At 40.4% G+C, this 25,573-nt stretch carries 22 protein-coding genes, 1 pseudogene and 1 CRISPR repeat array; of the genes and pseudogenes, 15 read left to right on the top strand and 8 right to left on the bottom strand.

Annotated features, from left to right (window positions below):
- Positions 1-352: 352 nt before the first annotated feature.
- From H6G75_RS16790 to H6G75_RS16780, 3 genes are all read left to right on the top strand, one after another.
- Complete coding sequence (locus H6G75_RS16790; protein ID WP_190981161.1) at positions 353-2,281, top strand: alpha-amylase family glycosyl hydrolase; 1,929 nt, start codon at positions 353-355, stop codon at positions 2,279-2,281.
- Positions 2,282-2,666: 385 nt separating this feature from the next.
- A complete protein-coding gene (locus H6G75_RS16785) occupies positions 2,667-4,148 on the top strand; it encodes a site-2 protease family protein (protein WP_190981160.1) in 1,482 nt (493 codons plus the stop codon).
- Positions 4,149-4,363: 215 nt separating this feature from the next.
- Complete coding sequence (locus tag H6G75_RS16780; protein ID WP_190981159.1) at positions 4,364-4,954, top strand: SMI1/KNR4 family protein; 591 nt, start codon at positions 4,364-4,366, stop codon at positions 4,952-4,954.
- Here the strand turns inward: H6G75_RS16780 and H6G75_RS16775 are convergent.
- Entirely contained in the window at positions 4,951-5,115 is a 165-nt protein-coding gene (locus H6G75_RS16775) for a hypothetical protein (RefSeq protein WP_190981158.1), read from the bottom strand. The two genes, H6G75_RS16780 and H6G75_RS16775, sit on opposite strands and share 4 nt — an antisense overlap.
- A gap of 118 nt (positions 5,116-5,233) precedes the next feature.
- Between H6G75_RS16775 and H6G75_RS16770 the strand changes: the two genes are divergently transcribed.
- The gene (locus H6G75_RS16770) at positions 5,234-5,743 is read left to right on the top strand and encodes a GNAT family N-acetyltransferase (RefSeq protein ID WP_190981157.1); all 510 of its coding nucleotides are present in this window, start codon (positions 5,234-5,236) and stop codon (positions 5,741-5,743) included.
- A gap of 36 nt (positions 5,744-5,779) precedes the next feature.
- Here the strand turns inward: H6G75_RS16770 and H6G75_RS16765 are convergent, their stop codons facing one another.
- The gene (locus H6G75_RS16765) at positions 5,780-7,036 is read right to left on the bottom strand and encodes a glycoside hydrolase family 10 protein (RefSeq protein ID WP_190981156.1); all 1,257 of its coding nucleotides are present in this window, start codon (positions 7,034-7,036) and stop codon (positions 5,780-5,782) included.
- Positions 7,037-7,492: 456 nt separating this feature from the next.
- Here H6G75_RS16765 and H6G75_RS16760 point away from each other — a divergent pair, with 456 nt between their 5' ends.
- On the top strand, positions 7,493-7,990 hold the full coding sequence (locus H6G75_RS16760; RefSeq protein WP_190981155.1) for a hypothetical protein: 498 nt from the start codon (positions 7,493-7,495) through the stop codon (positions 7,988-7,990).
- A gap of 20 nt (positions 7,991-8,010) precedes the next feature.
- Here H6G75_RS16760 and H6G75_RS33010 read toward each other — a convergent pair whose 3' ends face one another.
- Positions 8,011-10,275, bottom strand: coding sequence for a caspase, EACC1-associated type (locus H6G75_RS33010; protein WP_242051555.1), 2,265 nt, complete (start codon positions 10,273-10,275; stop codon positions 8,011-8,013).
- Positions 10,276-11,116: 841 nt separating this feature from the next.
- On the opposite strand from H6G75_RS33010, the gene H6G75_RS16745 reads away from it, so the two are divergent.
- The gene (locus H6G75_RS16745) at positions 11,117-12,238 is read left to right on the top strand and encodes a hypothetical protein (RefSeq protein WP_190981154.1); all 1,122 of its coding nucleotides are present in this window, start codon (positions 11,117-11,119) and stop codon (positions 12,236-12,238) included.
- Positions 12,239-12,512: 274 nt separating this feature from the next.
- Here the strand turns inward: H6G75_RS16745 and recR are convergent, their stop codons facing one another.
- Both recR and H6G75_RS16735 read right to left on the bottom strand, forming a co-directional pair.
- Positions 12,513-13,070, bottom strand: a complete 558-nt coding sequence (gene recR, locus H6G75_RS16740) for a recombination mediator RecR (RefSeq protein ID WP_235526676.1) — start codon at positions 13,068-13,070, stop codon at positions 12,513-12,515.
- Positions 13,071-13,236: 166 nt separating this feature from the next.
- Positions 13,237-13,575, bottom strand: coding sequence for a helix-turn-helix transcriptional regulator (locus H6G75_RS16735; protein ID WP_190676973.1), 339 nt, complete (start codon positions 13,573-13,575; stop codon positions 13,237-13,239).
- An 80-nt stretch (positions 13,576-13,655) separates the two neighbouring features.
- Here H6G75_RS16735 and trxA point away from each other — a divergent pair, with 80 nt between their 5' ends.
- The 5 genes from trxA (at position 13,656) to H6G75_RS16710 (ending at position 18,119) form a co-directional block, all read left to right on the top strand.
- The gene (gene trxA, locus H6G75_RS16730; RefSeq protein WP_190981152.1) at positions 13,656-13,988 is read left to right on the top strand and encodes a thioredoxin; all 333 of its coding nucleotides are present in this window, start codon (positions 13,656-13,658) and stop codon (positions 13,986-13,988) included.
- Between the two features lie 134 nt (positions 13,989-14,122).
- Entirely contained in the window at positions 14,123-14,917 is a 795-nt protein-coding gene (locus H6G75_RS16725) for an SDR family NAD(P)-dependent oxidoreductase (RefSeq protein ID WP_190981151.1), read from the top strand.
- A gap of 326 nt (positions 14,918-15,243) precedes the next feature.
- Positions 15,244-15,909 (top strand): nitroreductase family protein, encoded by a 666-nt coding sequence (locus tag H6G75_RS16720; protein ID WP_190981150.1) that lies wholly within the window; start codon positions 15,244-15,246, stop codon positions 15,907-15,909.
- Between the two features lie 149 nt (positions 15,910-16,058).
- Positions 16,059-16,757 carry a glutathione binding-like protein gene (locus H6G75_RS16715; RefSeq protein ID WP_190981149.1) on the top strand — a complete coding sequence of 233 codons (699 nt, stop codon included), beginning with the start codon at positions 16,059-16,061 and terminating at the stop codon, positions 16,755-16,757.
- Between the two features lie 162 nt (positions 16,758-16,919).
- A complete protein-coding gene (locus H6G75_RS16710) occupies positions 16,920-18,119 on the top strand; it encodes an MFS transporter (RefSeq protein WP_190981148.1) in 1,200 nt (399 codons plus the stop codon).
- A gap of 5 nt (positions 18,120-18,124) precedes the next feature.
- Here H6G75_RS16710 and H6G75_RS16705 read toward each other — a convergent pair whose 3' ends face one another.
- A complete protein-coding gene (locus H6G75_RS16705; protein WP_242051554.1) occupies positions 18,125-18,910 on the bottom strand; it encodes a class I SAM-dependent methyltransferase in 786 nt (261 codons plus the stop codon).
- 556 nt (positions 18,911-19,466) lie between these two features.
- Here H6G75_RS16705 and H6G75_RS16700 point away from each other — a divergent pair.
- Entirely contained in the window at positions 19,467-20,267 is an 801-nt protein-coding gene (locus H6G75_RS16700; RefSeq protein WP_190981147.1) for an alpha/beta fold hydrolase, read from the top strand.
- A 60-nt stretch (positions 20,268-20,327) separates the two neighbouring features.
- On the top strand, positions 20,328-21,152 hold the full coding sequence (locus H6G75_RS16695; RefSeq protein ID WP_190981146.1) for a bifunctional 2-polyprenyl-6-hydroxyphenol methylase/3-demethylubiquinol 3-O-methyltransferase UbiG: 825 nt from the start codon (positions 20,328-20,330) through the stop codon (positions 21,150-21,152).
- A 250-nt stretch (positions 21,153-21,402) separates the two neighbouring features.
- Here H6G75_RS16695 and H6G75_RS16690 read toward each other — a convergent pair whose 3' ends face one another.
- Positions 21,403-22,014: a pyridoxamine 5'-phosphate oxidase family protein gene (locus H6G75_RS16690; protein WP_190981145.1), complete on the bottom strand. Its 612-nt coding sequence runs from the start codon at positions 22,012-22,014 to the stop codon at positions 21,403-21,405.
- A 197-nt stretch (positions 22,015-22,211) separates the two neighbouring features.
- Between H6G75_RS16690 and tmk the strand changes: the two genes are divergently transcribed.
- The gene (tmk, locus tag H6G75_RS16685; protein ID WP_190981144.1) at positions 22,212-22,841 is read left to right on the top strand and encodes a dTMP kinase; all 630 of its coding nucleotides are present in this window, start codon (positions 22,212-22,214) and stop codon (positions 22,839-22,841) included.
- Between the two features lie 372 nt (positions 22,842-23,213).
- Positions 23,214-24,161 (top strand): annotated as a pseudogene (holB, locus tag H6G75_RS16680) (DNA polymerase III subunit delta'); the annotation flags it as partial.
- Between the two features lie 10 nt (positions 24,162-24,171).
- A CRISPR array of direct repeats spans positions 24,172-25,020; the repeat unit is 37 nt; unit sequence GTTTCAATCCCTAATAGGGATTAATTGAAATTTCAAC.
- A gap of 226 nt (positions 25,021-25,246) precedes the next feature.
- On the opposite strand, the gene cas2 reads toward holB, so the two are convergent.
- The gene (gene cas2, locus H6G75_RS16675) at positions 25,247-25,537 is read right to left on the bottom strand and encodes a CRISPR-associated endonuclease Cas2 (RefSeq protein ID WP_190981143.1); all 291 of its coding nucleotides are present in this window, start codon (positions 25,535-25,537) and stop codon (positions 25,247-25,249) included.
- Positions 25,538-25,573: the final 36 nt, after the last annotated feature.

Below are 25,573 nucleotides of genomic sequence, written 5' to 3'. Positions count from 1 at the left end.
AATTTTTTTTAACAGTTCTATAAACTCTCTCATCATTAGATAAAACTGAGAAAACCTAAAATTTTATTTATCTGCCTAAAAATAAAAACACTCAAATTTTGAGTGCTTTGTATCTCATAATCTTGACAAGATTAACTACATAATATTTTGCTCAAAGCCAAATTCTTATGATTAATTTAATATTGATGACGAAAGAACTGCTAGAACAACGATTTTTCAACCTCTAGCAAGGGAAATATGTCTCACGATAGAAATATAAACTAGCTCTTGATAGATTTTCTTTATCAAGAGCAGGATGGCATAATACCGAAGTGCAAAGCAACACATGGTAAATCTTTAAATTCAAACTTTTATGGTGCAAACACCTCCATCCCAATTCTCACCAGAGCAGTACAAAGTCGATTCAGCCACAGCCGAAGTCGAAGCTCTCATCCAAACCCCACCATCAGATACAGAACTTAATTTAGAATTTCTTTACACCAGGGATATTGAATTTCGCCAAGAAACCATTTACTTTATCGTTGTCGATCGCTTTCATGACGGCGACCCCGAAAATAGCGAAGGTATTAACCCAGAATTGTATGACCCCACCGGGCAGGACTGGGGTAAATATTGGGGCGGCGACTTGCAAGGTGTAATTGACAAATTAGACTATCTCAAAAATATGGGAGTTACTGCTGTTTGGTTAACTCCTTTATTTGAGCAAGTAGAAGAATTATTTGTGGGCAATGCAGCCATACATGGCTATTGGACAAAAGATTTTAAACGCATCAATCCCAGATATATTGGTAAAGATGAAAATCCTTCGTTAAATGAAACCCAAGAAACTAGAAATACTACCTTTGACCGCTTAATTGATGAGTTGCATAAGCGGAATATGAAGTTAGTATTAGATATTGTTTGTAACCACAGTACCCCTGATACCAGTGGTAGTAAAGGTGAATTGTATGATGACGGCGTAAAAATTGCCGACTTCAATGATGATGTAAATAACTGGTATCACCATTACGGTGAAGTGCAGAATTGGGAAGATGAATGGCAAGTTCAAAACTGTGAATTAGCTGGTTTAGCCACCTTTAATGAAAACAACAGCGAATATCGGGAATATATTAAATCTGCAATTAAACAATGGCTAGATAGAGGCGTAGATGCCTTGCGGGTAGACACTGTAAAACACATGCCCATCTGGTTTTGGCAAGAATTTACAGGTGATATGTACAATCACAGACCAGATGTATTTATTTTTGGCGAATGGATTTATAGTGGGCCACAGGACGATCGCTCTTTGGAATTTGCCAATAATTCCGGGATGACGATGCTAGACTTTGGCTTGTGTGTTGCCATTCGCGCCGCCCTCGCCCAAGGTTCCGAAAACGGATTTCACACCATTCAATACATTTTTGATGAAGACTACCGCTACAACGGCGCAACCGAGTTAATTACCTTCATCGATAACCACGATATGCCACGCTTTCAATCGCTGAACCCTGACCCAGCAATGTTGAGAGTTGCGATCGCCCTAATTATGACATCCCGTGGTATTCCCTGCATTTATTACGGTACAGAACAGTATTTGCATAACGACACCGACGGCGGTAACGATCCCTACAACCGCCCCATGATGGAAAAATGGGACAATGACACCGAAATTTATCGTTACCTCCGCTTACTTTCCGGTTTGCGGCGGCTCAACCCAGCCATTTCAATGGGTAGTCATTGGCAAAAATACATCACCCCCGATGTTTACTGCTACGTGCGTCGTTATCGTGATTCCCTGTGCTTTGTTGCCCTCAACCGCGGCGGCGAAGTCACCTTACCAGAAATCGAGACAGAACTACCCGACGGCGAACATACTTGTGTCATCACCCGCAATAAATACGAAGTCAAAGACGGCAAAATTTCCGACCTGCACCTAGAAGAACGGGGAGTAATTGTCTTCAGCCACGTAGGCGAACGCATCAAAGGCCAAACTATTATTCGGGTACAACTCAATGGCGTACAAACCCAGCCTGGGGAAACAATTGTCGTCACGGGTGACTGCCCAGAATTAGGCAATTGGGATATTAGCAAAGCTTATCCCCTAGAATACATCAACACCAATACTTGGTTTGCCGAGATTCCCTTTGATGAAAGCGCGGGCAAATTAATTAGTTATAAATATGCCATGTGGCGTGAAGGGCGATCGCCCCTGCGAGAAAACACCACACCCCGCCGTTGGGTAGTCGCCAAAGAAGGCACAGTCAAATGGCGCGACACCTGGACATCAGGCAGAGAGTCTTAAAAGTAAATCCAATTATCTCCTCAGACTGGAAGTCTGGGGCTATAAAAACAAAGGCGAGACAGCCAAACTCCCCCTGTCTCCCTTGTCCCCTTTGTCCCCCTTGTCTCTCTTGTCCCTTCGATTGATTTGAGCGAAAAACAGGTGGCGTTATACATTAATAAAAGCATAGAGCTTCAGACAGAAGGTACTACCTCCCACCTCGGTTGGTGAGCGTAGCTCCTCCTGCCTCAACCGCGTAGCGGCAAGTCAAAAGGTAAAAGTCAAAAATCAAGAATACTTTTGACTTTTGGTTTTTTACTTTTGACTTCTCCGGCAAAGCCGGAGTGCCTCCTGCTTCTCACACCTGACCAACTAGGCTTGGTCTTTCACAGCGAAGGGTTTGGAAATGTTTGCTTCCTCAGAGACTCCTATAATTGCAGCCATTGTATTAGTAGCTTTCGGAATTTTAGGTTGGGGCTTTTATCGCGCCAGACCTTTTGGAAAACTGGGAATCTTAGCCTGGTTGCAGTCAGTGGTTTTGATGACTCCCTGGCTGTTATTTTTTGGTTTGTTTGCTGCTGGCGTTTATCTCAACATCGTCGGCATATTGTTCTTGATAGTAGCTTCTGCCGGGTTGTATATCTACCTTGGCAGACAATTACGGGCAGCTGGACAAGATGCCATCCTGAAGCAACGGGCAACAGAAAGGCTGGCTGCTGATACCGCACCAGAAGGTAATACACCATCACCAGTCACCGCCGAACTCAAAATTGAAGTATTATCAATTCCCGAAGCTGATTTAAATGCGATTAAAGGCATTTTTGGCCTGGATACATTTTTCGCCACAGAAACGATCGCCTACCAAGAAGGCGCTATCTTTAAAGGTAATTTACGCGGCGAACCCCAAGAAGTTCACAACCGCCTCAGCGCCAACTTAAAAGAACGTCTGGGTGAGCAATATCGCCTGTTTTTAGTAGAAAATACAGACGGTAAACCTGTAGTAATTGTACTGCCTAGCCGTAACGATCCTCGTCCCACCACCGCAGGACAGAAAGCCTTTGCCGGGATTTTGCTCATCGCTACCATTGCTACCTGTTTAGAAACTGCCGGGTTACTCCTCAACTTTGATTTATTTGCCAACCCAGCCAAGTTCACCCAAGCCTTACCTATCGGCCTCGGCATTTTTATAATTTTAATCGCCCACGAAATTGGTCATTGGGTACTGGCGCGGCGTTATCAAGTCCGTCTTGGCTGGCCTTTCTTTTTACCTGCTGTACAAATTGGTTCCTTTGGTTCAATTACCCGCTTTGAATCTCTCTTACCCAACCGCACAGCATTATTTGATATTAGTTTGGCAGGGCCGGCCGCTGGCGGTATCGTCTCTTTAGTCATGTTAATTGTTGGGTTACTGCTTTCCCACCCAGGCAGTTTATTTCAATTACCCAATCAATTTTTCCAAGGCTCCATTTTAGTCGGCAGCTTGGCGCGAGTCGTCCTCGGTTCCGCCTTACAATCATCCTTAGTTAACGTCCATCCCTTAGTAATTATTGGTTGGCTGGGTTTAGTCATCACCGCTTTAAACCTTATGCCTGCTGGTGCTTTAGATGGTGGACGTATCGTGCAAGCAATTTATGGGCGCACAACTGCGAAAAGAGCCACATTTGCCACTTTAGTTTTGCTGGCGTTAGTTTCTCTCGGTAACACCTTGGCAATGTATTGGGCAATTGTCATTCTTTTATTACAACGAGATTTAGAACGCCCCAGCTTAAACGAAATCACCGAACCCGATGATGCTAGAGCCGCGTTAGGTCTATTGGCACTATTCTTAATGATTGCCACTCTTCTGCCCTTAACCCCCGGTTTAGCTGGGCGTTTAGGTATTGGGTAATTAATTCAAATTATTAGTGGCGTGAACTCTATTAATTAGCCCACGCCACTGAAAACTTCGCATTTACCACTTGATTCCTCTTCGCTAAAAAATTTAGTAAACTAACTAGCATTTACGCAATAACACTCTAAAGTTATCCTTCGTGTCATTTGCGGTTAGTTTCTTGATTTTGCGTAAGTCCTGCTAACAAGAGATTTCTTAAGTAACGCCAAATTATGAATAATTCTAATTGGTATTCTTTCCTGAAAAAAGAGAGTCAAAAAGTACTTTATAATTACGAAAATGGTGAAATATATTGGACAGTCGTAGATTTTCCAGATGAAGCGATTCAATCAGAATGGTTAGGTTTACCAAGAGCATCAGAAAAAGAAATTACGGCTACTGAATCTCGTTTGAGGACAAAATTACCCCTATCTTACCGGGAATTTTTAAAGGTTACAAATGGCTGGCATGGATATCCAGGAGTTCTAAGGTTACGGATGGCTAAAGAACTAGACTGGTTTTATGTTGAGCATCAGAACTGGATTGACATCCGGACAGAAAGCCTGAGAAATTTACCACCTATATCTGATGAGCAATACTTGATATATGGAAAAAATTTAGAGCAAGATATACGTGTAGAGTATCTACAAACAACCCTACAAATTAGTGATGCGTTGGATGGTGAAGTTATTTTACTTAACCCTCAAATTACTCATAATCAAGAATGGGAAGCTTGGTTATTTAGTAATCATATTCCTGGCGTTAAACGTTATCAGTCTTTTTGGGAAATGCTCACTTCAAGAGGTATGAGCGGTATACCTTAATAATCACTGTCAGCGACACAAATTCCTTTACATTTAATCCCATTCGTAGCGGTACGCAAACAATGAGGACAGAGAATTTTTTCTGCTTCCATTTCTGGATTTATTTCTACATTAGTGCTTGCTTGTAATTTGTCTTTCTCTGTCTGAGTTTGTCCAGTCATAATAATTGCAGAATTTTTATAAATTAACATCAAATACTTGCACTATCCTAAGTATAGCTTTGATTCAACTCTGTATTTCAGCTTCCTGATAACTAAATTTTTGAGTATTAATTTTAAAATGGTCAATATTCGCTGTGAAACTTTAGCAGACTATTCAGCAATAGCAGAAGTGAATAATTTAGCCTTTGGGCAAGCAAACGAGGCTAACCTAATAGATAAAATTCGCCGTTCAGACCGCTATATTCCAGAACTTTCATTAGTTGCTGAAATAGATAATCTCATAGTTGGTCACATTTTATTTAGCTATATTGATCTAGTAAATACAGAGACTCTCCAGGTAATTGGTTTAGCACCTTTGGCTGTTCATCCCCAATTTCAAAAACAAGGTATTGGCAGCGCCTTAGCAGAAGTAGGGTTAAAAATAGCCAATGACAAAGGAGAAGTTTTAGTAATTGTATTAGGTCATCCCCACTTCTATAATCGCTTTGGTTTTCAGCCTTCTGTGATTTATCAAATTGAGTCGCCTTTTCCCGTACCAGATGATGTTTTTATGGTTAAACCACTGCAAAACTATCAGCCAAAGTATACGGGAAAGGTTGTTTATCCACCTACTTTTGATGGAGTTTGATATCAAGCCTCATGATGAAGGGTGTGAAAATAATGATTATTGAGCTTTAACAGCCTTATTCCAACCTGCCAATAAGTTTGGATAATTTGCTGGGGTGGGGAAAATTTTCTGTAAGCCAGCTTGACGCACTGAGGCTGATTCTTTGCTTAAGTTCCACAGAGTTTCATAGAAAAAGAAAGAGACACCAGCAAAGTTGCGATCGCGTACTTTCTGCACCTGGGTTTGAATTTGGTCAATGGGTACATTTTTGTTCTTCAAACCAGCTATAATTCCTATACTCACAGGGATATGACTACGTGCCGCTTTCACTTCTGGATACTCTAATTCTTTGATAAATACATTCAAGTCATCCCGATATATCTGCAACACCAATTCTTCCACCAGTCCCAAACGTTCCCATTTTTGCCAGTCGGCTAAAAAGTATTCGTAAGAAAAACGCTGAGGATTTGGTGCAACGGAAACTAAACAGTTCTTTTTCGTGGTTTTAATCGCTGTAAATACCCGCTTCATAAAGTCGGTGATCTTATTTGCTCGCCAACGCACCCATTCTAAATCTTGGGAATTTTTCGAGGGTGCTTTACCACCGTGTTCTTTTTTATAAAGTGCCACTGTATAAGCATCGTAGCCTAATTCTGAAGGCAAGCCAAAATGGTCATCAAATTGAATCCCGTCAATGTCGTAATTGCGAACAATTTCCACGATTAAATCTTGAATAAATTTCTGAACATCTGGGTGGAAGGGATTTAGCCAAACTCTATCGTGTATACCTTCTTTGACAATTTTTGTACCGTTGCTGCGACTTGTTAGCCACTGGGGACGGTTTTTGGCTAATAAAGAATCAGCAGGAGCCATAAAGCCAAATTCAAACCAAGGAATCACCGTTAACCCTTGTTTATGTCCTGTATCAACAATTTCTTTGAGCATATCGCGCCCTTGCAACCCTGGTGTGGGATCAAGCGATCGCCCAATAACTTTCGCAGCTACTTTGCTGGGATATAATGTATATCCCCAATTCCACACCGCCGGATAAACAGTATTGAAGTTTAATTCATCGAGCTTTTGCAGTGCATTCTTGAGGCGGTTGCGCTCAAACAACACATCACTATCAATATTAGTTAACCATACTCCCCTTAATTCTGAATTCGCTGGCAAATTTTGTGCTGCAATGGGAAATGAAAGTAGGAGTGTAGCGATCGCACTGAGAACAACCATAATGCCAAAGAAAGCCTGTTTGCGACTTTGACCCAAATTCCAAACAACTACCTCAACACACCGCTTGAGAAATCTTTTCATCTTTGGTTACAAACAACAGAAAACATGGACAATTGACTGGTATACCTCAACAGAAGTTGCTTGCTCACCTGCTCAAGCAAAGTACAAAATTCTGAATGTGAACGGGAATAAAAAACAAGGTAAATCTCTCTCTCCCTTGTCTCCCTTGTCTCCCTTGTCTCCCTTGTCTCCCTTGTCTTCCCTGTCTCTAATTGAATAATAAGTCTTTCACCAAACACAATATTAGTTCTGTCTGGCTTTCATGACATTGTAACTATAGTTACACAAACCCACATTTATCATCTGTATACAAATCTTAATTTTTTTCCCTACTCTTGGACATTTAGGATTATGCTATTTATTATCAGAAAGAATCTCTGTCAATTTCCAACTTCATTAAGGTAATATAAATAACCTTAAATTAAGTAAGTTCACTATAAAAACTAGCTATTTTGAATATCAAATGCAGGGTATGGAATGAATACTAGCAGTAATTTCCCAGAAAGCGTAGGAAATAATGCAGCCGCAGCAGAGAGGTTAGCAAGAGCAATTAAGGTTGCTGCTGGGGAATTTTCTTTGATACTCGTTTGTTGTGACTCTATTTCTCAACGACAGCAGATACTGAAATTTTTAAAAGAATTGTCATCGGTAGCCATCCAAGAACTCATCTTGTCACCTACAGATGAAACACTTTATACGACAATCACTAATAATATTGGTCTTCCTCATCCTCAAGCTTTGATAGTGCATGGTTTAGAGTCAGTCGTAGCAATTCCACAACTGCTAATTAGCACTAATCTCATGCGCGATGAGTTTCGCAAAAATCTGCATTTCCCCGTAGTGCTGTGGGTTAACGATGAAGTTCTCAGTCAGCTAGTTTGGTTAGCACCAGATTTAAAAAACTGGGCGGCTACTACTATTAGGTTTGATGTTGATAACCCTAAATTAGTTGAAAATCAAGTTTTATGGGCGTAAAAAGCTGAGTATTACATCAGTTATTCCGAAAAAATTTGTTCTCGCAAAAACTCACTTTTTTCCTGAGATAAACGATAAATTCCTGGTTCAGCTTTGCCAATTAAATGACCTTGTACATAGCTAATATCTAACTTTCTCAATTGACATAATTTTACTGGTGAAGTTTTATCTAATCCCTCAACAATGATGCTGGCTGGATTGAGTGGATTTGTTGATGAAACTATTTGTTGGACAAAATTGATAATAACACTTACTGGTTCACGATGCAGAATTTCCCTATCAATTTTGACATAAGGCGGGTTAAGTCCAGCTAATCGAGAGACTGAAGCATAACCTACACCAAAATCATCAATCCCAAACTTAACTTTTAATTCTTGAACATATTTAGACAATCTCAATTTAAAGGTATCTAATGGCGATAGTAGTTTGATTCCATCTTGATACATAGGTAAATCAGCTTTTTCAGAAATTTCTAAAATTAGTTTTCTGGCTGGAATTTGATTGCTTTTTCCTTCCTTGACAATTTCACGCACAGTTTCAAAATACGCTGTTCGCATCAAAGATTCTGGATATACATTCACAGACAGAGGAAGTATTTCATAGGCTCGATTTTGTTTTGCTTCTATCAATGCTTTTCTGTAGCTATTAGCCGCTAACTTGAGGAGAAATTTATCTAATTCTATGGTAAATTTTCGTCCCCATAACTCAGCAGCATAGAATAAATCTACAGGCGCGGTTAGGCTATCGGGGTCACGCGCTAAAGCTTCCCAGCCACTAATTGAAAATGTATCTAAATCAAGAATTGGCTCAAAATAGATAATAATTTTAGTAAGACGATCGCAGAAAAGACTAAATCTTTTCTCATAAAAAGAAATTGGCACAAAACCATATACTTTTTTTAAGTTATCCAAAATAGATGCTTCTACTCTGGCTGATTGGAGATAAAATTTCTGACTAGATAAGTAGAAACTAGAGATAATCGTACAGTAAGCATCACTGATTAGGTAAGAATCTCGCAATAAACCACAAACTAAAATAAACTCATTATCTAATGTATCTAAGGGTATGAGAATAAAAGCTTTAGATACTGATGCTTGTTCATCATAATGGCTTCTATAAATTCCATGATGATCTGGAGTAAATATAGAGTTAATGGGAATATTAGCCAAAATTTTATTTTTAATAATCTCAGCATAATCATCATCATCAATAACTTCACTAAAGTTACTCTGTGCTTTAATATCCCAAACATTTTGGTGGTTAGCACGACTCATAACAAAAACTAGGTCTGCATCGGAAGTTAATCTGATGATTTCTAGAATAGAATTTTGAATTGCAATGGTTTCTTCTTTATATTTAAATAAAAATCTTTCCGAAAATTCGTTTAATTTGGTAATTAACCTACTAATAAATGATTCAAAAGGTTGTAATAGACTGGGGATAGGATTATAGTACCTATCATTATTTAGTTTACTAGAGTACTCTAATTTAATTTCTCCAATATTAATTTTACTATGAGTAGTTTCTAAAATATTGGGTGGATGAAATTTGGCTTTGGCTAAGATAATTTCAAAACCCTTATCTCGCAAAACAATAATTTTAGGGTTGAGATTCGGTAATAATTCTTGTATCTTACCACTAGCATATTCATGCAGTTCTAAAATAGAAATTTGTCCATCTCTATTTAAATCTCCGGCTCCTGTTTCAATACCTTCTATTAAATAACGAGTATAAACAGATAGTTCTGACCCTTCTTGTTCAAAAGAATATTCAGTAGAACTCGAAGATGCGAGAACCACACGTCCTTCTGAACCTAGTTGTCCTTGTAAATCAATAGAGTTATCATTTTTTGCATATAAAATTGGGTCGAATGCGCCACTAAAACAGCAGTCTAAGATAATTACTTGACGTTTAGCGCGACTGCGTTTCATGACTTCATGAATAAAATTAGCGGGGACTGCTGTAGACCTAACTAATTCTCCTTTTGAGTTTTTCTTGGTTGCGCGGGTTGCAAAATATAAGTTACCTGCATCATCTTTAATCCCATGACCGGAAAAATACAAAAGGATTAAATCTTCTCTCGTTCGCTCTGAAAAAAGTGCTTCAATTTCATATTGCATGATCTGAGGATCAGGATTTTTTAAGCTTTTTAGCTCATGAAAATCTCCCATCTCAGGATCTTGTAAAACTCGACGTAATGCTTCAATATCTTTCCCTGCTGCTGGAAGAGGATTTAATCCAGGTTCGTATTCATCAACACCGATTAGTAATCCTATTTTTGCCATATTAATGCCACTATGACGAGTGTTACCAGGAAGAATGAAAATGCTTACTCAATTGTTGTTCGCAGTCATTTTCTTTGTCTGTTACCAGTTCTGAATTAGCTTGAATAGCTATTGATATTTATCTCCGATAAAATAATAAAAATGGATGCTTATTATGTCAGCTTTATCTAAGTAATTACCCTTGGATAGCAGGGGATAAAACGACAATATTACTTACTAAAAATTGGTATCAAAGGATTCCGCAATAAATATTTACATTGGCTAATATCAGCTTAAAAAAGGAAAATTTTATTAACTACCCAACAGTACTGATGTTAAAAAATACGTTTTAAGATTCTTATACTATACTTATGCTAAACATCGACAACCTTAGCTACAGTATAAAATCTTGCAATTTAATTGCAGTAAAGATTGTTTGCATTTTTGCGCGAAACAAAAAACATCGTGCTAATCAGCAACGCCATAATTTATACAGGTAATCGAAGTGTTTTTCATTTTGTAAAATTTGGATAAAGATTAAGGAACAAAGTATCACTATCCCTGCGTCTCTTGCCTATGTCTGCTTTTGATGACAGACCTTTCAAAAATTCCGAGTTTATAAGTAGGTGGATAAAATTCGCATTTCGACTTCGCTCAATGCTCAATAAGCTGATGAGAATAAGGTTAATCATATTGCTCACTGAGCTTTGCCGAATTGTTGAACTTGGTAATCTCAAGTTAGGTTTAATTTAGTGCTTCTACTTATAATTCGGAAACTGAGTATTTTGTTGTCATTAATTACTAAAATATTGGTTTTTAATGCCTTAAATATTCACAATAAAGGCATTCTATTTAGGAAAAAATGCGAAAAAATCAACATATTGTCAATCAAGCGAGAATTTTAACCGCCTTAGTTTTGACTAGTATTTTGTCTGTTGGTAGTGGACTAACATTGATTAAAAGTGCCACAGCAAATCCAGCTAGTTTTTCGGCAACAACTACAAATGAAGTTTACGCCAATAAAAATAAATCTAATGGCTTACCCACGTTAGTTACTAATGCAGTTTTTCAAGATGTGGTGAGCAGAAATGGCGTATCGAAGAGAGAACTACAAATTGTTAACTATAGCCGTAAGACTTGGCGTAATGGTTGTTTGGAATTAGCACAACCGAATGAATTCTGTACTCAAGCATTAGTTCCTGGTTGGTTAGTTGTGGTATCAAATGGTGAGCAGAAATGGACTTATCACACTAATAATAATGGGCGTTCTTTGCGTTTAGCTTCAGCAACTAATTCATCACAGAAAAAATTGCCGAAAAAAGTGCGGGATGGAGTTTTACAAGAAGCGCAAGCAGTTTCAGGATTATCAGTGCGATCGCTATCTATCCTCAATTTTACAGCCAAAAATTGGGCAGATGGTTGCGATCGCTCCACCCCTCCTTATCCTTGTGATCCCATATCGGTTACTGGTTGGCAAGTAACCGTAGGTGCAGCAAATCAGCGTTGGGTGTTTTTATCCGATAACGATGGTTCGCGCGTCAAGTTGGCTTCAGGTGAAAACCAAACTAACACAGCCAAATCAATTCCCATTCCTACCAATGAATTACCGCCACCTTTAGATCAAGGTGTAGTCTTCCGCCAGATTTCTAGCGGTGGTTTTGCTGGAAGAACCTACCAAACAGTATTACTCAATGATGGTCGCGTGATTCGAGTGCGTATTGGTGATGCGAATGATTCTGAACGCAGTGTCAAGAGAACTTCGCGCCAACAACTGCGACAATTTCAACAATTACTCCAACGTACCCGCAAGGAATTTAACAACCGCAGTTATCCCGCACCCACAGGTGCAGCAGATTTTATTACCTATACTCTTACCAGCAGACAGGGTACTGTGCAGTATAATGATATTTCTCAAAGCAACTTGCCTCAAGATTTACAGCAAGTCATTAAAGCTTGGAATCAACTTTTGGCTAATAGTCAATAGTTCAGGATTTATGCACAAAGATTGTATGTTAAGAGTGGGTGTGTGGGTGTAAGGGTATAGGGCTTCGCCGTGAGCGTCAGCCGAACGGTATACACATATCTTGCAACCTAGCCCCGACGAATGGAATTCGCGGCTATAAAAACGAAGTCCGCCTACGCGGACTAATGTAAAGTCAAGGGTTTTGAACCCGCGCAGGCGGGTTTTGTTCGTGTAGCCGCGACTTCAGTCGCTTGGTGCAAGATGTGATTATAGAGGTTTTGAATCAGTACACCCATCAATCTAACTCCCGTCGTCCTTCTAAGGCTCTGGCTAAGGTTACTTCGTCGGCGTATTCTAAATCTCCGCCTACAGGTAGGCCAAAGGCAATGCGTGTCACTTTTGTAAAAGGTTTCAGTAGTTGACCTATATATAGTGTGGTGGTTTCCCCTTCTACACTGGGACTAATTGCTAAAATCACTTCCTGGGGTTTTTGCTGACTTACCCGCCGCACTAAGGGTTGGAGATTTAGCTGTTCTGGGCCAATTCCATCCATCGGCGAAATTACTCCGCCCAAAACATGATATTTACCTTTGTATTCGCGGGTTTTTTCCAGCGCAATTACATCGCGGGAATCAGCTACAACACAGATAGTTTGATTGTCGCGGTTGGGGTTGCGGCAAATTTCACAAACTGGTTCCGCAGATAAGTGAAAGCAGACTGAACATAAGCCTACCTGCTTTTTGGCATCAACCAAAGCCTGCGCCAGAGCTTCTACTTCTGCTTCTGGGCGCTTTAAAATGTGCAGAGCCAGTCGCTGGGCTGATTTGGGGCCAACTCCTGGTAGGCGTTGCAACTGCTCAATTAACCGTGCTAGGGGACGTGCGTAAACCGTGGTCTTATCTCCAGAATTGTTCAACCTTAACTATGATGACATAGGGTGAAAGGGAGTGTGGGAAGTGTGGGAAGTGTGGGAAGTGTGGGAAGTGTGGGGAGTGTGGGGAATGACCAAGGACAAATGACTATTGACTCTTGACCATTGATTTTTGAGACAATAATGGTTGAGCCGATCGCAATACTGCTTCTAATAAACCAGGAAATAACAATTCTAAGTCTTCGCGCCGCAACTGATTGATGTGCTGGGTTCCTTCTTTATGGGTCAGAACTACTCCTGACTCTCTCAGAATTTTGAAGTGGTTGGACATGGTAGACTTGGCGATCGCAAAATCAAAATCCGCGCAGCATTGCTCCCCTTTACTCGCTAATAATCTCACAATCTCTAGCCGCACTGGGTCGCCCAAGGCATACAACACCGCCGGTAACGATATATCTTTTCTGTCTGGGTGATATAAAAATCTCATACTTGTATTATCTCTTAAACTAGCGTATATTTTAATTATTCGATAAAATCGAATAAACGAATTAAAACAGGAAGGCAACTATGTCATCCGTTACAAATGTCACAGAAGCCACGTTCAAGCCAGAAGTTTTAGAAAGTGAGGTTCCAGTTTTAGTAGATTTTTGGGCTCCTTGGTGTGGCCCTTGTCGGATGGTTGCGCCAGTAGTCGATGAAGTTGCCAATGAATACGAAGGACAGGTAAAAGTAGTGAAGGTGAACACCGATCAAAATCCTACTATTGCCAGTCATTACGGTATTCGCACCATACCCACACTCATGATTTTTAAGGATGGGCGACAAGTAGATACGGTAGTTGGTGCAGTGCCGAAATCTACATTAACTAAGACTTTAGCACAGCATATTCCGCAGGAATAAGAGGCAGGAGTGTGGTGATTTAGGGGTGTGTATGGGTGTGGGTGTAGGGGTGTATGGGTGTACGTTACTCATCACTCATTACTCCCACTTCGCTCAGTGTACGAAAAGCACTTCACCTGTAGAGGGGAAGCAATATGGATTTGAAATTAGATAATAAATCAGCGTTGGTTAGTGGTTCTACCACAGGTATTGGTTTTGCAATCGCCCAAACTTTAGCACAAGAAGGTGCAGCAGTAATTGTCAATGGTCGCAGTGAACAACGAGTCACCCAGGCGATTGACAAGATTAAGCAAACCACTCCTGATGCAAAAGTTACAGGCATTGTTGCCGATTTAGCAACACCAGTTGGAGTCGAGCAAGTTTTTGCTCAATTTCCGCAAGTTGATATCCTGATTAATAATCTGGGAATTTACGAACCGAAAGCATTTTTTGAGATTACTGACGAAGATTGGCTGCATATATTGGAAGTGAACGTACTTAGCGGAGTGCGCTTAAGTCGCAAATATCTGCAAAAAATGTTGGAAAAAAACTGGGGACGAGTGATTTTTATCTCCAGCGAGTCTGGTGTTCAAATTCCTGTAGAAATGATTCACTACGGTGTAACGAAAACGGCTCAAATTTCTCTCGCCAGGGGTTTAGCAGAACTGACCGTTGGTACAGCCGTGACAGTAAATTCTGTACTACCAGGGCCTACACGTTCAGAAGGTGTTGAGGAATTTATTACCCAGATGGGAAAAGAAAAGGGAATCAGCGCCAAGGAAGTTGAGGCGGAATTTTTTCAAAAAGTACGTCCCAGTTCTCTTATCCAACGCTTTGCAACTAACGAAGAAGTCGCCACACTCGTAGCTTACCTTTCCAGTCCTTTAGCTTCGGCTACGAATGGTGCGGCTGTGCGGGTTGATGGTGGTGTCATTCGGTCAATTATTTAACGAGTTGGAAAATAGAGGTTAGAGATTAGAGAAGATAAAAGTAAAAATATTAGGATGACGCAAAATCATGAAAAAACGTAGACGCGCAAGCGGCTTCCCGAAGGGTACCGCAAAGGGCGCATAGACACGAAGTGGCTTCCCGAAGGGTAGGACACGAAGTTATAAGAGTTTGAGAGGGTTCTTGCGTAAGTCCTAATTTACTGCTGTCTTCTTCTGTCGATAGATATTTAAGTCCAATAGGTAAATATTTATCAATAGTTAAATCTGCCAGTCAGCAGGTAGCCAAATATATAATGCCTGTAACCTATCTTTCAGGGGAAAATCTCATGAATCAAATCGCTCAAACAAAAGCTTTAGATGTACCTACCGCTATTCTTCAGCGTCGTTCGATCAAAACTTTTAAAACAGATCCCATTGCACCAGAACTACTAAAGCAACTGGTAGAGTTAACTGTAGCCGCACCCAGTAGCTTTAACATTCAAGACTGGCGAATTATTTTGGTGCAAGATGAAGCACAAAAACAAGCTTTAGCTGCTGCATCTTGGAATCAAAAGCAAGTTATTGAAGCACCTGTAACTTTTGTGTTTGCGGCTGATGTTACGGCTGGTGAACGAGATTTGACTCCAATTTTAGACCAGGGATTGCAAACAGGTGCTTGGAATGAAGGTACAGTCAACTACTTTAGAAATTCCATTCCGCAATTTCAAGCTGGTTTAGGAGACAAGCGCCGGGAATATGCCATCAAAGATGCGATTATTGCTTCTACTCATTTAGTATTAGCCGCCGAAAGCTTGGGATTATCCACCTGCTTTATGAATGGCTGGATTGAAGACAAAGTAAAAGAAGTAATTGGTGCAACAGATGATCCAAATTTAGCGATCGCTGTTATCGTTCCTGTAGGTTATGCCGCAGAGCCTCGCTTAAATCCAGGCCGCTTACCATTTTCTTACAACGTGTTTGTAGATAGAGTTGGTAATCCATATCAAGGGTAAAAATTAAGGGTGCAAGGGTGTGGGGGTTGTAGGGGGTGTGGGAATAAGGGTGTGTGGGTGTAGGGGTAGAATTCTGACTCAGCACTCACACTTCGACTGCGCTCAGTGTACAGCACTCAGCACTCAGCACTCAAATGGGGAATCAAATCATGATTGAGCTTTACTATTGGACAACGCCCAACGGTCATAAAATCACGATGTTTCTGGAAGAAGCGGAAATACCTTATAAAATTGTGCCTATCAATATCGGCGCTGGGGAGCAGTTTCAACCAGACTTTCTCAAGATTTCTCCTAACAATCGTATCCCGGCGATCGTTGACCATGAACCAGCAGATGGTGGTGCGCCAGTCTCAGTTTTTGAATCTGGGGCAATTTTGCTGTATCTAGCAGAAAAAACCGGGAAATTAATTCCTGCTGATCTCAGAAAGCGCGTAGAAGTACTGCAATGGTTGTTTTGGCAAATGGCAGGTTTAGGGCCAATGGCTGGACAGAATCACCACTTTAGCAGCTATGCTCCCGAAAAAATTGAGTATGCAATTAACCGTTATGTCAACGAAACGGGGCGGTTATATGCAGTGTTAAATAAGCAACTAGCAGATAAAGAATTTATCGCTGGTGATTATTCCATTGCAGATATCGCCGCTTATCCTTGGATTGTGCCTTATGAACGGCAAGGTCAAAAACTAGAAGATTTCCCCAATATCCAACGCTGGTTTGAAACTATTAAAGCTCGTCCAGCCACAATTCGCGCCTACGAGAAAGCTGAAGCTTTCAAAAATCAGGCATTAGATGTAGAAAAATCCCGCAGTTTGTTGTTTAACCAATCAGCCAAGACAGTTGCAAATTAAATAATTGAGGGGTTAGGGGTGTCCGTATACAAACCCCTCAGACTGGAAGTCTGGGGCTATACAAACAAAGCCTGCCTCCGCAGGCTAATTATTATATATTGGGTATCACTTTCAAACCTTTACACCCGTCTCAGCACTCAGCACTTTACACAGGAGAACTAAGTGGGTAGGTTAGTAGGACACACAGATAAAACACCTGTCTCTTTAGGGCTGTTGGGTGCTGCTGCTTTTATGGTGATTGCCGATGTGCGGGTGATTGACCCTCTGCTGCATATTATTGCCAAAGAATTTAATGTTGGTGTGGGTAGTGCGGCGGTGATTGTTTCAGCGTATACCATTCCCTACGGTTTGTTTCAGTTAGTTTACGGGCCGTTGGGCGATCGCATCGGTAAATTAAAAGTTATTACAGCCGCATTAACAGCCTTTGCTGTAGGGACAGCCCTTTGTGCGTTTGTATCTAATATTGCCCTACTTACCTTACTGCGGTTTCTCACAGGGGTGTTTGCCGCCGGGATTATTCCTGTTACCTTGGCTTATATTGGGGATAATTTTCCCTACACAGAACGTCAAGCCGCCATTGGTAAATATTTGAGTGCATTGGTATTGGGTCAAATTCTCGGCGGTAGTTTAGGCGGAATATTTGGCGAGTATATTAGCTGGCGCGATATCTTTTTATTATTTGGGATTGTTTCTTTAGCGATCGCTGGTTTACTATGGCGAGGAACACGTAATTTTCGAGATGGCAATCGTTCTACAGAGCGATTTAGTCTAGCAACATTCAAGCCATATTACCAATTACTCACCCAACCCACTGCCCGGACGGTAATTATCGCCGTATTTATTGAAGGCTTTTGCTTAATGGGAGCATTTGCTTACTGTGGTGCATTTCTCCGCGATAGATACGGCTTACCTTATGTAACCATTGGGTTTATGTTGAGTAGTTTTGGTTTGGGTGGCTTAATTTATAGCCGCAGCGTCAAGTGGTTAGTGCAGCGACTAGGGGAAATTGGACTGATGGGAGTTGGTGGCTGGTTAATGTGCATTTGCTTTTTAGCGATCGCATTATTACACAATTGGCTATTATTTATTCCCTTCTGCGCCCTAATGGGATTAGCTTTTTATATGATGCACAGCACCCTGCAAACCCAAGCCACCGAACTCGCACCAGAAGCGCGGGGTACAGCAGTTTCGTTGTTTGCCTTTAACTTATTTATTGGTCAGGGAATTGGTGCAGCTGTATTTGGGAGGGTGGTAGATAATTTTGGCTATATACCTTGTTTTATCATTGCCGGAATTGTCCTCGCCTTACTTGCAACTTGGTTATTTACCAAAGGCAAAGCTGAAGCAGAGGTTAGGGGTTAATATTCTTACTCAGCACGCCGGGTAGCAACACACATCAGCGATAGGGCTGCTTGTGGTGAATTGGGATTGATCCCCGACAAAAATTGAGCAAAGCGATACTTCCATTCAGACTGGCCATAATTACCCTCAAAAGTTTCTGCACCCAACTGATGATTATGAGGGTAAGTTTTCACAGTAAACCCAAGCGGTTCTAAAGTTCTGTGAAACATTTCTGCTGTGACTCCATCCCCCGGACGGTGATGAACTTCAGTTGCTAGTCCCCAGCTTTGTTCTGCGGCGGAAGCATGACCACCGCGTTTAATTAATCGATAAAGTCCTAAACGAAATTGCCATAACCACATACCCAAGCCTTGGAAATTCCAAGCACTGCGATGAGGATCATGGTCTGTGATTAAAATTCCCCCAGGACGAACTAAACGCGCGGCTTCTGCTAAAACCACATCCATCTGATCACAATGATGTAAAGTGGCATTCACCGCCACAATATCAGCAAAACCAGAGACAAACGGCAAGTTATGAGCATCTGCTAACACTGGAGTATAGCCAAGACTTTGCGCCATTTCCAGTCCGCCATAACTCACGTCCACACCAATGAGTAATTTTGGTTTACCGCCAAGTGTGGCAAAGAGATTACCAGGGCCACAACCGATATCTACTACAATTTTGTCATCCCAACTACCTGTGGCAGCTTGCCAGCGAGATTTGAATATATCACTACGGTGACAAGCTTCAAAGTAGTTTTTTGCCCATTCAGGATGCCCAAAGTAATAACTATTGGCTTCAATTGCCAAGGTTTTTTGCGAGATGGGATAAGTTAAAATGCTTTGTGCATCTAAGTCAGCATTAATGTTAGATGCCAGGTAAGGTTTGAGGGGAGAATATTCAACGGTTTTGATAACTATTACCTCCTTTTTAATAAATTAGGAAAATTGGTCAACAAAAACTTAGCCTAGCTATTTATTTGGCTGTGGTTTTTGTATTCTGCACAATCCGATTTACCTGGGCTAAACGCTGAATTGTAAGTTGTTGATATTACTTACTTTTTTTATTAACCTATCCTGATTTTTCTAGGTAAGTCTTCCGTAAAATCCCGCAATTGAATGTTTTCATTATTTATGCGGAAGGTTGATAAAATTAAGATTTATATTTTTTGAAATTAAACAAATTTGAGGAAAAGTACGTGTTTTCGTTTGATGATAAATCTTATACATCCTCTGGGTTTATGGGTGTGAATTCGGGAATATTATTGATTTTCTGATTTGATGTGATGCAATTATCTGGGAAAATAACTTAAAGCAGATTTCAAGTTCTTGAAGCTGCTGTGAACCCGATTATGATGAATTAGTAATGCCCAAAGTTCAGGTTAATGGAATTGACATATTTTACGAAGTTAAAGGTACTGGTGAACCTGTATTGTTGATTGCTGGGTTTATGTGCGATCGCACTTATTGGTCGCTATTACAACCACACTTAGTTTCTCAGTATCAAGTTATTCGTTTTGATAACCGAGGTATCGGGCAAAGTTCTATTCCCAACAGTCCTTATAGCACTCAGAAAATGGCGGAAGATGCCGCCGCCCTACTAGATATTCTTGGTATCAAACAAGCACATATAATTGGTCATTCAATGGGTGGTCAAATCGCCCAAGAATTAGCTTTTTTATATCCTGAAAAAGTTAAAAGTTTAGTTTTAATGTCTTCTTTAGCTAAAGGCAATGAACGCTTTAATAGCGTAATTGAAACCTGGGGTAATCTTGCTGGAAAAATAGATTTAATGTTATATGAAAAGCTGATATTGCCTTGGATATTTACGGATGATTTCTACGCTATTCCCGAAATGATCGACCAACTCATTGAATGGGCAATTAACTATCCTTTTGCACCGACAACACAGGGAATATACCATCAAAGCCGAGCCATTATTAATCATGACACAACAGATAGAATTAAAAATATTCATTGTCCAACTTTAGTCATAGTTGGTAAACAAGATATTCTCACACCTGTAGCCTTTTCAGAACAACTGGCTCAAAATATTCCTCAAGCTGAACTGCAAGTAATTGAAAATGGTGGTCATGGTTTTTTGATTGAATCAACAGCAGCAGTTACTCAAGCTATACTCAAGTTTTTAGCGAAATTTCAGCAATAGATTTAATAGATTGTTGTATAGTTAATAACTTCAATTGCTTATATTCATATTAAATAAATTATGGAAGACCTCAAACAAAAAATAGCCAGTTTCTCTCAAAAAGATTTGGAAGTGCGAAAAAATTGGTACTCGCCAGCAGCCGAGGCATATAACAAAGCTAGACCGCGTTATCCCAAAAATTTTATTGAGCAAGTTATTCAGCTTTCTCAATTATCTCCAGGTTCCAGAATTTTGGAAGTAGGATGTGGCCCTGGGACAGCTACAATTTCTTTCGCTCAATTAGGTTATTCAATGCTTTGTTTAGAACCAAATCCCGATTTTTGCGAGTTAGCTAAACAGAATTGTCGGTCTTATTCAAATGTGGAAATTCAAAATACATCTTTTGAAGAATGGAGTTTGCAACCTGAACAGTTTGATGCCGTTTTAGCTGCTAGTTCTTTTCATTGGATACCTCCAGATATAGGATATCCCAAAGCGGCAAGTGCTTTAAAAGAAAATGGTCATTTACTTTTATTCTGGAATAAGGAATTACAACCTAGTTATGAGGTTTACCTAAGCTTGTCGGCAGTTTATCAAAAATATGCTCCTTCTCTTGACCGTTATGAAGATTGGGAAGCTCAACAAAAAGTATTTCAAGAATTTGGCAATATATTAATTGATTCAGGTAAATTTCAAGATATTCAGTTTGGGCAAGTGGAATCTGAGGTAGTTTACAGCACTGATGAATATTTAACTTTGCTCAATACCTATTCTCCTTACATTAAGTTAGAGCCAGAAATTAAAAAAGCTTTATTTGCTGAGTTAAGTCAAAGAATTGATCATGATTTTGATGGGAATTTGCAACTTTCATTCATTTCGGCTTTTCATATTGGCAGAAAAATTTAAAATTATGCAACTTATATAGCCATCCTAAATCATTTGTGAAATTCTCTTTCTTTTCCTCTTTCTCTTTCTTTGTGTCCTACCCTGCGGGAAGCCGCTATCGCGTCTATGCGCTCTTTGCGGTTTGTTAAAAAATATCGAACCGCCAAGTCGCCAAGAGCGCCAAGATAAGCACCCAGAAATTTAACAAATGATTTAGGACTGCTATAGCAGAAGGCAATCACTTTTCAAACAACTTCTGAGAGTTTCTTCGTCAATCGGATGGAGAATTCTTTTCCTTTAACAACTGCTCTAATTCGGAAATTCGCGCTTGTAAAGGAGCCATCATTGCTTCAACTTCAGTCATAGAATAGCGAATGGGAATATGCTGGGGACAATTCTCACTGATGGCTTCGACATGAAACAAAATTGCTCTTTCAATTTCTGCGGGGTAGTCGGGGATTCGGAGTTGCTCAATTAAAACAGCATCATCTTCAATATATTCGGCTGTTCCCCAGATTTTAATGCGTTTTCGATGGCGGTAATCCATTAAAAATAGAAATGCTTTGGACTCTCCTGATAAGTTACCGACTGTGATATACTGCACGTTTCCAGAAAAGTCAGCAAAGCCCAAGGTTTTGTCATTTATAAGTTTGAGAAAGCCAGGCGCTCCGCCACGAAACTGGATATATGGATAGCCATTAGAACTGACTGTTCCTAAATAAAATCCATCAAGATGAGCAATAAATTCTGCAATTTGTGGGGTAATTGAATCATTAGCTGGGCCATTGGCAATGTAGCGTTCGTAAGTTTGCCGTGAACCTCTTTGTAGCTGTGCGGCTTGAACTTCTGGTGTAAAAGCAATTTCTCCGAATTTGCGCGGCATAATGCACTCCTAAGTGAACTTTATGAGAGTGGACATCAACTCTTGAGATGGGCAATTTTTTTACTAGTACAGTTCGGTGGAAGTATGTCTCCTTTTACAAAAAAATTCAAGGCTAAAATTCCCAGATTTCCCCTAAATTAAACAAAGTGGCCTTGAAAGGGCGAGGAACCTTAAACCCATATTTTCGGTAAACTAATATGAGTGGCAAATTAATTGTATTTGAAGGGGTAGAAGGCTGCGGTAAAACGACGCAAATGCAGCTTTGTTGTCAGTGGTTAGAAAGTTTGGGTATTTCAGTCATTGTCACTCGTGAACCTGGGGGAACAGAGTTGGGTGTACATTTGCGGCGTTTATTGTTGGAGAAGTCGGAGGATAAACCAGTTGCAGATGTTACTGAATTATTATTATACGCCGCCGATCGCGCCCAGCATGTTGAACAAGAACTCAAACCCAATTTAGCCTCCGGAAAATATATATTGTGCGATCGCTACACTGATTCTACCGTTGCTTATCAAGGTTACGGTCGGGGTTTGAATATGAGTTTAATTGAAAAACTCAATGATATTGCCACATCTGGCTTAACTAGTGATTTGACGATTTGGTTAGATGTGGATGTTGAAGTGGGATTTAGCCGTAAACACAAAGACGCAGCAGGTTTAGACCGCATTGAACAAGAAACCATCGCTTTTCATCGCCGCGTTCAACAAGGATATAGCCAGTTAGCTGCGGCGCACCCGTCCCGTATTGTGCGTGTTGATGGTAGTTTGAGTAAAGAAACTGTTAGCAGTTTTATTCAAGAAATTTTGCGTCAGCGTTTGCAAGTTTAAACAGGTGATGCACACCCACACCCCATTACAGAAAAATAGCCCAAATTATTGAACTTCAACCTCTTTTCGTGACCTTACCAGATACACACAAGTCGAAAATTTGCTGTATTAAACCTCATCCCGCCTGGAACTTTAGTTCCAGGCTCATAGCTAAAGTCCACTCAAGTGGACTGGAATGAACTTCTTTTTGAGTCCTCTTTAGAGGACTTGCGCTATGAGACTCGGAATAAATTTTGAGGTGGGACTCAACCCAGATTTGTTTGTACACCGTAGGTTCACGAGGAGGAGAGACGAAGCACAGCTTTGTGGGGGTGGGGTTGAAAGGTTTTGGTGTGTCCATCACAGCAAGCTGGCTCAATCTACAATTGACTCATGACTAACAATCCATTTGCACAACTTGTTGGACAACAGCAAGCTATAGAATTATTGACTGAGGCTGTGAGACAAAATCGAGTTGCACCAGCTTATTTGTTTGTGGGAACAGATGGTGTAGGCAGAAGTTTAGCGGCTCGGTGTTTTGTCGAGTTATTATTTTCTAGTGTTGTGGAAACACATTTGGTTGCATCTGTGCAGAATCGGGTGCGTCAAGGGAATCATCCTGATTTGTTGTGGGTACAGCCAACATATCAATATCAAGGGCAAAGATTAACAGCCGCCGAAGCAGCCGAAAAGAAACTCAAGCGCAAAGCACCGCCTTTAATTCGGTTAGAACAAATTCGGGAAATTACAGAGTTTCTCAGTCGTCCGGCTTTGGAAGCACCAAGAAATGTGGTGGTGTTGGAAGAAGCACAAACAATGGCTGAACCAGCCGCAAATGCACTACTCAAAACTTTAGAAGAACCAGGACAAGCAACGATTATTTTAATTGCACCTGCGCCGGAGTCGGTTTTGCCAACTCTGGTTTCGCGCTGTCAAAAGATTCCTTTTTATTGCTTGGATAGTGCAGCTTTAACTCAAGTATTGCAGCAAACCAATCATCCAGAAATTTTGCAGCATCCGGCTGTGTTGAGTATAGCGGCGGGCAGTCCGGGAAATGCGATCGCCTGTTATGAACAATTACAAGTTATCCCCTCTGAGTTACTCACACACCTCACCGCAGCCCCAAAATCTGCCCGCCACGCTTTAGAATTAGCTAAAACAATTGATAAAGATTTAGATACAGAATCACAACTATGGTTAATTGATTACCTGCAACATTCTTATTGGCAAAAATGGCATCAACCAGGAATTATTAATCAGCTAGAACAAGCACGTAAGGCACTTTTAGTTTATGCCCAACCGCGTTTAGTTTGGGAATGTACTTTATTATCTGTACATCAACAATGCAATGTTTTAAATCCCTAATAGGGATTAATTGAAATTTCAACGTGCAGCAGAATCCACCACTAGCTTTAACAGAAGAGCTGTTTCAATCCCTAATAGGGATTAATTGAAATTTCAACAAATTTCAACTTTGTTCCCAAAATTTTGGGCAGGACTCATGGTTTCAATCCCTAATAGGGATTAATTGAAATTTCAACTTGCCATGTTTAATCTCCGGTGCATCTATCCCACAGGTTTCAATCCCTAATAGGGATTAATTGAAATTTCAACCCTAGATTAAAAGATTTAAGGTTTATTGAATACGTAGTTTCAATCCCTAATAGGGATTAATTGAAATTTCAACTAAAGAACATTGTCTTGATAATACCAACCGGGGGCAAGAGTGTTTCAATCCCTAATAGGGATTAATTGAAATTTCAACGTAAGTCTGTAGCGCAACACTACCCCAAGCACCTGTGGTTTCAATCCCTAATAGGGATTAATTGAAATTTCAACAATTTTTACCGCCACGGTAACGGCGCAATTCGACGTGTTTCAATCCCTAATAGGGATTAATTGAAATTTCAACAAAGTTAAACCTCGGCGCAGATTACCCAATCCCTGTTTCAATCCCTAATAGGGATTAATTGAAATTTCAACTACGCTGGTTGCCCCAGTAATGAACCATTGCTTGATTGTTTCAATCCCTAATAGGGATTAATTGAAATTTCAACGTCTGAGTTTGCTGCTTCCCATTCATCCCATTCCGTTTCAATCCCTAATAGGGATTAATTGAAATTTCAACCCCTTTAAAAATTTACTATGCTCAATATATTTTAGGTTTCAATCCCTAATAGGGATTAATTGAAATTTCAACTGCGGAAGCCGGAAAGCTAATATATATGTGGTTTTCAAGGTTCTGTTTCGCGGATGGGTTGATTATAACAGTATCAAAAGTCAGTTGATTTGAGGAAAATGGCTGAAACCGTTGCTGTATAAGGTGCGCGGGTGATTTTAATTGAATTTTTCGGCAAAAGCTTGTGCTGAAAGGGAGACAGCCATTTTTCCTCAAGGCTAATTTTTTACACCTACCCATCCGCGCATTAGGCAAAGAAAATGCTTTCGTCGCGGGGTTGTTCGCCACCGATGCGTTCGATTTTATCAAAACAGCAGGCGCAGAGAAAGTAAAAGCGGATGCTGTCGGTATCTGGTTTAATGAGTTTGTGCAAACGCGATCGCAATTTGGCATATTGAGTCTCAGTCAACTGGCACTCAAACACACTGTACTGCACCCACTGTCCATAAGACTTTAAAATTTTATGGATTTTGGTACGGCGTTTATCTTCTGGAACATCGTAAGATACAACCACTTTCTTTTTTAATTCGTCTTTCACTCAAACATCTCCCTCTGTCACCTGTAACCTCTCACC

The organism is Nostoc sp. FACHB-280, assembly GCF_014697615.1.
In the GTDB taxonomy this organism is placed as follows: domain Bacteria; phylum Cyanobacteriota; class Cyanobacteriia; order Cyanobacteriales; family Nostocaceae; genus Nostoc_B.
The sequence above is the reverse complement of the archived record's forward strand: the minus strand, read 5'-3'. Positions and strand labels throughout refer to the sequence as shown.